We start from the raw sequence: 11036 nt of genomic DNA on the forward strand, positions 1-11036 counted from the left end.
AGGCTACAGGGGCGCGGCGCCTGCCTCGAGCGCCAGCAGGGCGAAGGTGGCCAGCCAATGCTCGCCCATGTAATCGCCGGCCACGTGGGCGAGCCCCGCGGCGAGGTGCTCGTCGGCCGCCGACAACACGACGGCGCGGGCCGGGTCGTCCGCCGCGAGGGCGGCCGCGATCGAGCGGAAGCACCAGGCCCGGCTGAGGTTGAGGCCGTCGAGATGCGCGATTTTGCCGTCGCTGCGGTCGCTGACGAGGGCCGGCGTGAAGAGGCTCTCCGGCATTCGGTCGGCCATGCGGGGCAGGAACCGCGCGAACCACAGCCGAAACTCGGGCGTGGGGAGCAGGCGGCGCAGGCATTCGGCTTCGACGAGCGTGGGGGAAAGGAAATCGTCACCGCTTGGCTCCCAGGCCGGGGCGCCAGCGTCGGCGAGGTACCATCCCCGGGCGGTGGTCTCGATCCGCCGGGCCAATGCGTGGTCGTTCACGGCATCGGCATACACGGAGGCGAGCGCCAGGGCGAATGCGGTGTTGGAATGCGTGCCGGTACGGATCGGATAGGTGGCCTTCGGCAGGAACGCCTTGAACCGCTCGGCAAAGGCGCGCGCCAGCGGGCGGAGGGCGTCACGATGGGGGGTGCCCTCGTGGTGTTCGAGCTCCGCGCCCAGCATCAACATCCACGCCCAGCCATAAGGTCGCTCGAAGCCCGCGCTCTGCGGGCGGGCGAGATAGGCGAGCTCTCCCGCGACGTTCTCCGGCGTCAGCATGCGATCGAAGAGGGCACGAATCTCGGTCGCCGCGGCCATGTCCGGGAATCGCCGCGCGAGGCGGGCGAGCAGCCAGTAGCCGTGGACGCAGGAATGCCAGTCGAAGCTGCCGTGGAAGATCGGATGCAAGACCCGCGGCGGCAGGACATCCTCGTCGCCGGCCATCACATGGTCGAGCTTGTACGGATAGGGCCGGGTGACGTGACCCAGGGCGAGGCGCGCGAATTTCGCGGCCAGCTCCGGGGTGAGCTCAGGAGCGGAAGACGAGGACATACATCAGGACCGTGTTGGCGAGGAGGAGGAGGAGGGCCGTGGGGAGCTGCGCCTTGATGACCGCATTTCGGTCGGACAGCTCCAGCAGAGCTGCGGGCACGATGTTGAAATTCGCGGCCATGGGGGTCATCAAGGTCCCGCAGAACCCCGAGAGCATGCCCACGGCGCCCATGATCGCGGGATTGCCGCCGAAGCGCTGAACGATGAGCGGCAGGCCGATGCCCGCGGTCATCACCGGAAAGGCGGCGAAGGCATTCCCCATGATCATGGTGAAGATCGCCATGCCGAACGTATACGCCGCCACGGCGGCGAATTCGCTGCCAGCAGGCAACCAGGCCGAGGCGAGCTTTCCGAGGGCGGTCCCCACCCCGGCGGCCGCGAAGACCGCGCCCAGGGCGGCGAGCATTTGCGGCAGAATGGCGGCCCAGCCGACGGTGTCGAGCAATCGGCGTCCCTCCTGCATCGGGACGCTCGGCCGCGCCCTGAGCATTGGCATGGCCATGGCCAGCGAGACGAAGACGCCGAGGATCAGCGAGACGAGGGTCGCTTGCTTGGGATCGACGAGCCCGGCGAGCGCCGGCCGCTTGAAGAGGAACGTACCGGCGAGGGCCGTGAGGGGAATCGCGAGCGCCGGCCAAAACAGCCGATTGCCCAGCCGGGCCGCGCTCGCGCGGCGCTCCTCGGGCCCGGTCGTGGCCGGCGCGCCGCGGCCGAAGCCAAAGACGCCCGCCGTGAGGACCATGGCGAGGACGACGAGGCCGTTGACGACGTCCGGCAGGTGCGAGCCGAAGAGGAAGCTCACGGCAAAAAGCCCCCAGAACGTGGTGTTCGTCCAGCGCTTCGGATTCGTTTTGTCGCGCGCGCTCAGCACCGCGATCCCGACGAAAAAGACGCCGGCGACGACGTAGAGGACCTCGAGCCCGATCATCGGCGGCCCTCGGCGATCCTGCGGGCCAGATGTCGGTCGAAGAGCATCATCTGCGTGCCATGGATCAACAAGGCGCAGATCGCCGTGGGAATGGCCCAGACCGAGAGCTGGAGCGGTTCGACGAGGATCCCGTTTTGCGCGAGGAAGCCTTTGATCAGGAGGATCGAGGCGATCGCGATGAAGATGTCCTCGCCGAAGAACAGCGCGATGTTATCGGCCGCGGCGGCGTGGGCCCGTACGGTCTGGCGGACCTCCTCGGGGAGCGGCCCGTGGTGACTCTCGGCCGCCGCCTCGGCCATGGGGGCGATTAGCGGACGCACCATCTGCGCATGGCCGCCGAGCGAGGTCAGGCCCAGCGCCGCGGTGATCTGGCGAAACACGAAATAAAGCAGGAGCAGCCGGCCGGTGGTGGCCGCGTGGACGGCGCCGATCAGGGTCTTGGCCCGCTCTTGCAATCCGGCGCGTTCGAGCAGCCCGATCACGGGGAGCACGACCCATACCACGCTCACATATCGGTTTTCTTTGAAGGCTTTGCCGAAGGTCGCCACGACCTCGACGGGCCCCATGCCGCCGGCCAGCCCGGTGACGAGGGCGGCCGCCGTCACCACGAGCAGCGGGTTGAGGCGGGCCATGAAGCCCAGGACCACCACGGCGATCCCTATCAGCGACAGCACGTGCCCTCCCGTTCGGCCGGCGAATCCCGGGCCCTCAGTGCGTGATGGGGCCCGTGGAGAGGATGAAATCGTCGTAATCGACGGTCTGCGCGGACGGCGGCGCCCAGCTCGCGTCGCTGCCGCCGAAGAAGGTCGAGAAGTACAGCGCGTCGATGCCGTACGTGGCGCCCGCGAGCCGGAAGAGGAAGGCCTGCTCCCCGAGGACGGGTTGCTTGTCGAACCAGGCCTCGAGGACACCGTCGTGCTCGCCGGGCGTGTTCATCACCAGCCGGTGCTCCACCGTGTGCCAGGTCCCGGGCTCGAAAGAGACCACGCTCCCGCCGGACATGTAGTCGTAATCGTCGCCGCAGTCATTGAGCTTCTCGGGGAAATACATGTACTGGACCGCCGCGCCCCCGGTGCGCCACATCATCCGCGCCGAGAAGCCGGTCGTGTCCTCGACGCAGCCCGTGGGGGCCGAGCCGCCGACGAGCCCGGGGAGCTTGCCGCCCTTCACGAAGGCGAATCCGGCGCCGAACCTTACCCGATAGGAGAGAAAAAGCTCCTGGTACGTCTGCCCGAGCGGCACCTTGAACTGCACGCCGCCATTGGCCGGGCCCACCTCGCCCGCCGGGTACGTGACCCGCAGGAATCGATTCCCTGCCTCGTCGACGATGCTCGCGCGCCCCTCGTCAAGCCCATTGTTCCAGCTCGGCGCCCCGACGAAATCACCCGCCACCATGTCCTCGCTGTACACCCCCGGCTCGCGCTGCTGGAAATCTGCATGTACGAGCACGTCCCCCGGGCTCGCTCCGCCTGCACCCGCCGCTCCCCCGGCGCCTGCGGCTCCCCCGGCGCCTGCGGTTCCCCCAGCGCCCGCCGTCCCGCCCGCACCGCCGTTCCCGGCGCCGCCCGTGGCCGAGAAGGGACCCTTTTCCGTGCACGCGAACATCAACGCCCCGACGAGAAAGAGAGCGCCGGCGGAGATCCAGGGAGCCATGGCAGGATGGGAATGAAATTCGGTTGGCCTGTCAAGCCGGAATCGCCACGATTCCCCGCCGCGTCAAGAACGGGCGCCGACGAGCGCCACGACGCACACCACCGCCTCGTCCCCGTCCGCGGCGACCTCGATCTCCGCCTGGCCATTCACGATCAACGTCTCCGCGCCGAGGAGATCGATGGCCGTGTCGGACCCGTCGATACGAATCGCGACTCTCCCGCGGAACACATGAAGGATCTGCGTCTCCGCCGCCAGGCAGAGGTGGACGATCGAGCCACGGGCAAGCGAATGCACGGCGGCGCTCGGGCGGAAGAGCGCACGGCGCGCCATGACGTTGAAATCACGCGCGGGTGTGCCTCCGAGCTCGCCGTGCGTCGGCCACGCGCCGTCGAAACGATGAGGTGCAAAAAGCACGAGCCTCTGCCGGCCCCGCCCGTCGTGCACGAGCTCCATGGGCACGCCCTCGGTCTGGAGGAGGATCCGCTCGATCCCCGGGAACGTGGAGAACGGGCCCGAGGCCGTGAGATCGGCGATGCTCAATCGCCAGGCAAAATCGTCGAGCCCAGCCCCAGGCGGCTCGACGGCGATCTCGGTCGTGGTGCCGAGGCCGTTTTTCCAGGGCATCACGCGATAATCGGAGGGGCGGAGGTGGCGAATCTGCACGAGGGAGCGTACGCGCATGCGGCCGAGGATAGCATCCCTTCCGCGCCGCGTGTTCGAGCTTGTATGCAACCGAAGCAGGCAGGGATGCCCGTCACGGCCGGGACGTCGGTTCACGAATTGAGCAACCACGTGCAGGTTGCGCAAGGTTGCGCGATCTGATCAGCGCGGCCGACGGCGAAATCCTCACCATGATCCCGAGATCTCTTGGCATGCAGTGTGCCTGGCACGTCGAGCAAGGAGACGGATAATGAAGAGGAATCATGCTTTCGTCGTGCTGGGCTTGTTGGCTGTCGCCACCGGGGGGTGCACGACGACGGAGCCTGTGCCAGTGCCGGTGCCGGAACAGAACGACGAAGAGGCGCTGCTAGCCGCCGCGGAGACGGCGGCATCGGCGATCACAGCCCAGGTGGCCGAAGTGGTGCGCGAGCAGGTCGTCGTCGATGTGTATCATTACAGCTTTCTCGTGAAGGTGGGGGACACAGCCAATGCGCGCGTCCGCGTGCACCGGATCGTGCGCGAGGACGCACCCTTTCGGGCGCGCCCCGCGGCCCGCGCGATCCTGCTGCTGCACGGCGATTTCGCGACGTTCCCCACGAACTTCGCGCCCTCGCTGACGAGCGCCGCTGCCCAGCCCGATCACGGTCTGGCCGTGTATCTGGCCCAGCGCGGGATCGACGTGTGGGGCCTCGATCGACGGTGGACCACGGCGCCCAAAGAAGGCGCCGATTTCTCGGATTTCGCGGACATGGGCGTGGTGCAGGCAGTCTCCGACACGGGGCGCGCGCTGCTCTTCGCACGAACGCTCCGCGACCTGACCGGCGCGGGGCAGGAACGCATGTTCCTGGGCGGATTCAGCAGCGGCGCGCAGATCACGTACCTCCATGCCGCCGAGGAGACGCAAAAGCAGCCGGAGCAACGGCACGTCAAGGGCATCGTCCCCATCGACATCTATGCAAAGGTGGCCCCCGAGGACACGGCCAGCAAGCAAGTGGCCTGCGACAATGCGGCCCAGGAGCGCGATCTGGTCGCGCAAGGCGAGGTGGACAGCGACAACAGCGCGTTCTTCCAGCCCGTCGGCGAGCTCGCCGCCTCCGCCCCCGCGGACCCGTCGCCGTTTTACGACGGCTATACGAACCGTGAAGTCATGCTGGGTTTCGTGACGCAGACCTACCAGATTTACGAGCCCAAGCCGAAATACCACCTCATCGCCGGCACCTTCACGGACGGCGCGCCGACCGGGCTACGGTATACGTCCGAAGGGCTGATCACGGATTGGCTCGCGCATTCGCCGCCCCACCAAGCGCTCGTCGAGAGCGCCGACCGGGACGCCCTCTGGTGCGGCGAGGCGCCCCTGCCGCTCGGCGACCACCTCGCCGAGGTCACGGTCCCGCTCTTCTACCTCGGCGCCGCGGGCGGCTTCGGTGATCACGGCCTCTACTCCACCACGGTCGTCGGCTCCACCGACGTGACCACGCATGTCGTGCGTCGGCTCCCGGCCGAAGACGAGCCCGAGGACTTCGGTCACGGCGACCTGCTCTACGCGGACGACGCGCCTGCGCTCGCATGGGAGCCGCTTTCGCAGTGGCTGCTCGCGCATTGAGGAACGCGAGATGCGCCGTCGCCGCTCGAGCCCCCGCAAGCTTGATCGACGCCGGGCCCCGCGGCTCGCCGCCGAAGACCCCGCCCTTGCAGACGCTCGCGTTCGCCAGCTCGGGATGGCTTCGGCCAGGGACGTCCACGGCCGTTCGCGCTAGGCTCGGATTCGGATGCCGCCGCGGCCCGGCAAGACGCAATCACCTCGGGACGGAGGCCCCAGCCGTTTCGTCGGACGCGAGCACGCGCTTCAGAAAATCGCGGAAGCGTTCGCGCGGGGTCGCCTCGTCGAGCTCGTCGGGCCGCCGGGCGTCGGCAAGACACGGCTCGCCACGGAGTTCGCGCGGCGCACGCCGCCCCTCTCCGCGCTTCGGTTCTGCGACCTGACGGAAGCCGCCTCGCTGAGCGCGTTCCTGTTCCAGGTGGCGCGTTGCCTCGGCGTGCCGGTGCCGCTCGACATCTCCCCGGAGGAGCTCGCCCGGCGGGTGCGCGAGCAGGTTTCGGCGGACGACGCCCTGCTGCTCGTGCTCGACAACTTCGAACAGCTCCCCGCGTCGGCCGACGCGGCGCTCGCAGCGTGGTTCGAACGCCCGGGGGCGCGCGTGCTCGTGACGTCGAGGCGGCGCCTCGCCGGTGCGTCCGCGACGACGATCAGCCTCGCGCCGCTCTCGACCGAGCGGCGCCCAGGCGAGCCCTGGTCCGAAGCGGCGGAGCTGCTCGTGACGCGCGCTGCGGCCTTCGCAGGCGACGCGTTTGATCCGCAGGAGGATCGCGCGACGCTCGAAGAGCTCGCCCGTGAGCTCGATGGCCTGCCCCTCGCGCTCGAGCTCGCGGCGTCGCGCTTCCGCATGCTCGCGCCGAAGCAGGTGCTCGCGCGCCTCTCGCAGCGCTTCCGCATGCTCCGGCGGCCCGACGGGACGCTCACCCGGGCGAACCTCCGCGAGAGCATCGAGATGTCGTTCGTGATGCTCGCCCCGCCAGAGCAGGACGCGTTCCTCGCGAGCTCCGTGTTCCGCGGCGGTTTTTCGCTCGACGCCGCCGACGCCGTGCTCGGCGAGGAAGGCGAGTCGTGGCCGCTCGACCTGCTCGAATCGCTGCTCGACCAGTCGATGCTGACGGTCGACCAGGATCCGAACGAGCGCCGTTACGACCTCCTGATCTGCATCCGCGAGTTCGCCGAGAGCGAGCTTTCGCGCCGGGAAGGTGGCGCAGTGCGCGCGGCCGCGCGGCATGCTCGCTACTACGTGGGCCTCGGCGAGCGGCTCGTCGGTTCGGCCGACGCCGGCGCGCGCCGCGCCCTCGAACACGAGCGCGAGAACCTGGCCACGATCGTCCATCGGCGAGGGCTCCTGGGGGCCGATCTCGCGCTCCGCGCAGCGCTCGTGCTCGCCGCGCCCGCGTCCGGGCTGCCATACATCACGGTCGAGGAGCTGCTCGGCGGCGCGCTGGGCGACGACGCCGCCGAAGGTGCGCCGCCTCTCCTCGTGGGTCGCGCGCTCCTTTCGCGCGGGACGGTGCGCCGCTTCCTCGGCCGGATGCCGGAGTCGACGGCCGATCTGGATCGGGCGCGCGCGATCGGCGAGTCGACCGGCGACCGCGCGCTGCTCGCCGAGTCGTTCGCGGGGCTCGGCAACACGCTGGCGGGCCTCGGGGACTGGGGACGCGCGCGCGCCTTCTTCGAGCGCGCGCTCGAAGCGTGTGCCGAGCCGAAGCTCCGCCCGCGGCTGCTCGCGATGCTCGCGAACAGCTTCGGCGGGACCGACGAATATGACCGCGCCATCCCGCTCTTTCGCCAGTGCATCACGGAGTCCGATCGCGCCGGCGACGAGAACACCTCCGCGACGTCGCGCCTCGCGCTCGGGGTGATCCTGCTCGCTGCGGGCGACTTCGACGAAGCGGAGCGCCTCCTCGGCGACGCGCTCGAAGCCCTCACGCGCATCGGCTCGCCGCACTGGGAGGGGATCACGCTCTCGTACCTCGCGCGCTGCAAGCAAGAGCGGGGCGATCTCACCGGCGCGCTCACGTTGTACTCCGACGCCGTGGCCCGCCTCGACGCCGCGGGCGTGCGGCGCGCCCAGGCCGTCGCCTTGTACCAGTTCGCGACCGCGCTCATCGAGGCGGGCGAGCTCTCCGCTGCCGCGAAGCACCTGCGCGCCGCGTTGCCCATCGCGCGCGAGAACTGCGGCGAATACGAGGGCGTCGTGCTCGCGGCCCAAGGCGTCGTCGCCGCGCGGCGGGGCGCGACCGGCGACGCGGCGACGCTCTACCGGCGCGCCGAAACGTCGCTCTCCGCCTACCCCAAGCCGATGTTCCTCGCGGCGGTGCGCGTGCTGCTCGGCGCGGATCCGCCGGCCGCGTTCGCGACGTGCTCGGAGGTGCGCCTCGCCCTGCGCCTGCGGAGCCCGGTCCCCGCGCCTCACACCACGTCTCCGCTCCTCCTCGCGCGTGACGGGAGCTGGTTCCGCGCCCCCGGGAGCGACGCATCGATCCCGCTCGAACGGCGCAAGGCGATCCGCGGCGTGCTGCGCGCCCTCGCGCGGCAGCGGGAGGAGCGCCCGGGCGAGGCCGCCTCGGTCGCGGCGCTCGTCGAGGCGGGATGGCCTGGCGAGCGCATCCTCGCCTCTGCGGCCGCCGAGCGCGTCTACGCCGCCGTGGCGACGTTGCGCCGCCTGGGCCTGCAGGGCGTCATCCAGCAGAAGGCCGGAGGGTACCTCCTCTCCCCCGAGTGCCCGGTCGTCTTGAGCTGATTCCGGCGGGAGCACCCGCCTTTCAACAAACTTTCAACGCGGCCCCGCGAGCGCCGGCGCCATCCTTCACGCGCAGGCTTAACGACGAGGTCATCACCATGATTCGCAAGCTTATTTTCGCCACGTTCGGCTGTTCGATGGCGCTCCTCGCGGGGTGCGCCGACGACGTGCCGCCCGCACCGGGCACCGGTTCCGGCGGCACCGGCGGCGCCGGCGGAGAGGGCGGAGGCGGCGGCTGCATCACGCTCGACGTCTCGCGCACGCAGATCTACCGCTTCACCGACGCCGCCTTCTCCGTGCAGGCGAACGTCTCGCCCAGGGCCGACGACGCGTACCAGACGCTCGCCGTCCTCGAGCTCTACGACGATTGGATCACCCCGGGGCTCCCTCCGCTCGTGCCGGGAAGCTTCGATCTCGCGGCGGCGCCGAACGACCGCTTCGGGAGCTGCCAGCACTGCGTCACGGTGATCACGCCGGACTCCAGCGAGATTCCTACGCGCACGTACTTCCAGACGAGCGGCAAGATCGAGCTCACGAAGCTCGACCCCGACGATCGGAGCATCGCGGCCGGCAACATCACCGACGTCACGCTCTCCGAGGTCACGCGCAAGGACGACGGGACGTGGGAAGCCGTGCCGGGCGGCGGCTGCTTCGTGATCCCCTCCTGGTCGTTCGACACGACACCCGTTGACGGCATCCCGTGCGAGAAGGCCGAGGACTGCGGCAACACCACGCGCCAGGTCTGCTCGCCCAAGACGAACACGTGCGCGCCTTACGAGTGCCTCTTCACCTTCGACGTCATGTGCCCCGAGGGCGAGCAGTGCATGGCGCAGGTGCCCGCCGAGAACTCGATCGGGGCTTGCTACAAGGCGTGCACGCCCTTCGCCTCGGGCGCCTGCCCCACCGGCGAAGAGTGCATCGCGATCGACCCGGTGCAGTACTACGGCGTCTGCCGGCCGACGGGCGACGGCGCGCCCGGCGAGGCGTGCAGCGAGCCCGACATCTCGACGGGCTGCGAGGCCGGCAGCCTGTGCGCGGGCGTGCCCGCCGCGTGCGAGAAGACCTGCTCGTACCTCACGGCCGACCCCGGCTGCCCCGAAGGCCGCGTCTGCGGCATGTCGAACGTCTGCCTCGCGCCCGAGAGCGGCGATCCGGCCCCCATCGACGGCGCGTGCGAGCCGAGCTGGGTGCCGTATCGCGGCTGCGCCTCCGATGGTGAGGCGTTCCGCGGCATCTGCCTGAGCCTCTACCCCGAAGAGCCGATCGAGCATTGCGAGCGCATCTGCCGCACGGACATCAACGAGTGCCCCGCGGGCGAGTACTGCGCGGGCCTCTTCTCGAACCCGAACGTCGGCCTCTGCTGGCCGATCCCCGTCTGCGGCGACGGCGTGCTCGACCCGCTCAACGAGATCTGCGACGACGGCAACACCGCGTCGGGAGATGGCTGCTCGGGCGACTGCGACACGGCCGAGTTCGACGTCCTCTGCAAGCTCGCCGAGCCGCTCCCGCTCGACGTCGACATCCAGAGCACGACGGCAGGCGCGCCCACCGGCTACGGCGGGAGCTGCGAGCTCTACATCGTCGTGCCCTCGAAGACGTTCACCTTCGACGTGCCGGGACCGGGCCGGCTCTCGCTCCGCCTCACGTCGGCGGAGGACCTCGACCTGCTCGTGCTCGGCGACTGCGCCGATCCGAGCGGCAGCGAGCTCGCTTGCAAGAGCACCGCGAACACCCCCGAGGAGCTCGACTTCGACTTCGCGACCACGCCGAGCGGCCCCGTGATGATCGTCGTGCGTGGCAACACGATGAAGGACGAAGGGCCCTTCACGCTGCGGGCGGCGTTCACGCCGGCGGTCTGCGGCGACGGCGTCGCGGTCGGGCCCGAGGTTTGCGACGACGGCAACACGGTGCAGGGCGAAGGCTTCTGCTCGGCCGATTGCCTCAGCCCTGACTGGCCCACGACCTGCGGCGGCCTCGCGATGCTCTCCACCGCATCGCCCAACGTCGGCGACACGACGAGCGCGCCGAACCTCAACAACACCGACGGCTACTGCACCTACAACACCAGCGGCGAGGTCATGTACCGCTACGTCGCGCCGAAGGACGGGACGCTGACGCTGCACCTCGACGAGACGAACGCGAACTACGCCCTCTACGTGATCGACGGCTGCGCGGCGGCGACCGAGGGCACGCTCCTCGGGTGCTCGAACTGGGGCTGGCCCCCGAACAGCGTCGAGGATGTCGCGGTGCCTCTCGTCGCGGGGCACGAGGTAACCGTCGTCGTCGACACGATCCTGCCCAGCAAGGGCGGTCCGTTCAGCCTCCAGGCGACCTTCCAGTAACGCGCCGCGACGACCCCCTCGTCGCTCCCCCCACGCGCCACATCTCCGCCTGGCGTCCTCCCGCCGCCGGCCCGCCCT

Annotated in this window: 8 protein-coding genes; 3 read left to right on the forward strand and 5 right to left on the reverse strand. The window is 70.0% G+C overall.

The window, feature by feature from the left end; genetic code table 11:
- Positions 1-3: 3 nt before the first annotated feature.
- The 5 genes from E8A74_RS06585 to E8A74_RS06610 all read right to left on the reverse strand — a co-directional run bounded on the left by E8A74_RS06585 (position 4) and on the right by E8A74_RS06610 (position 4294).
- Positions 4-1032 (reverse strand): DUF2891 domain-containing protein, encoded by a 1029-nt coding sequence (locus tag E8A74_RS06585; RefSeq protein ID WP_136928069.1) that lies wholly within the window; start codon positions 1030-1032, stop codon positions 4-6.
- Positions 1010-1960, reverse strand: a complete 951-nt coding sequence (locus E8A74_RS06590; RefSeq protein ID WP_136928070.1) for a DUF979 domain-containing protein — start codon at positions 1958-1960, stop codon at positions 1010-1012. Before E8A74_RS06590 ends, E8A74_RS06585 begins: the two co-directional genes overlap by 23 nt.
- On the reverse strand, positions 1957-2634 hold the full coding sequence (locus E8A74_RS06595; protein WP_136928071.1) for a DUF969 domain-containing protein: 678 nt from the start codon (positions 2632-2634) through the stop codon (positions 1957-1959). Before E8A74_RS06595 ends, E8A74_RS06590 begins: the two co-directional genes overlap by 4 nt.
- A 34-nt stretch (positions 2635-2668) precedes the next feature.
- Positions 2669-3613 carry a polysaccharide lyase gene (locus E8A74_RS06600; protein WP_170228897.1) on the reverse strand — a complete coding sequence of 315 codons (945 nt, stop codon included), beginning with the start codon at positions 3611-3613 and terminating at the stop codon, positions 2669-2671.
- Positions 3614-3676: 63 nt separating this feature from the next.
- Positions 3677-4294, reverse strand: a complete 618-nt coding sequence (locus tag E8A74_RS06610) for a HutD/Ves family protein (protein WP_211365301.1) — start codon at positions 4292-4294, stop codon at positions 3677-3679.
- A 229-nt stretch (positions 4295-4523) separates the two neighbouring features.
- Between E8A74_RS06610 and E8A74_RS06615 the strand changes: the two genes are divergently transcribed.
- From E8A74_RS06615 to E8A74_RS06625, 3 genes are all read left to right on the forward strand, one after another.
- Positions 4524-5876, forward strand: a complete 1353-nt coding sequence (locus tag E8A74_RS06615; RefSeq protein ID WP_232379410.1) for an alpha/beta fold hydrolase — start codon at positions 4524-4526, stop codon at positions 5874-5876.
- A 166-nt stretch (positions 5877-6042) separates the two neighbouring features.
- The gene (locus E8A74_RS54595) at positions 6043-8616 is read left to right on the forward strand and encodes an ATP-binding protein (RefSeq protein WP_136928073.1); all 2574 of its coding nucleotides are present in this window, start codon (positions 6043-6045) and stop codon (positions 8614-8616) included.
- 98 nt (positions 8617-8714) lie between these two features.
- On the forward strand, positions 8715-10958 hold the full coding sequence (locus tag E8A74_RS06625; protein WP_136928074.1) for a DUF4215 domain-containing protein: 2244 nt from the start codon (positions 8715-8717) through the stop codon (positions 10956-10958).
- Positions 10959-11036: the final 78 nt, after the last annotated feature.

Origin of the sequence: Polyangium fumosum, assembly GCF_005144585.1 — a bacterium.
Classification (GTDB): domain Bacteria; phylum Myxococcota_A; class Polyangia; order Polyangiales; family Polyangiaceae; genus Polyangium; species Polyangium fumosum.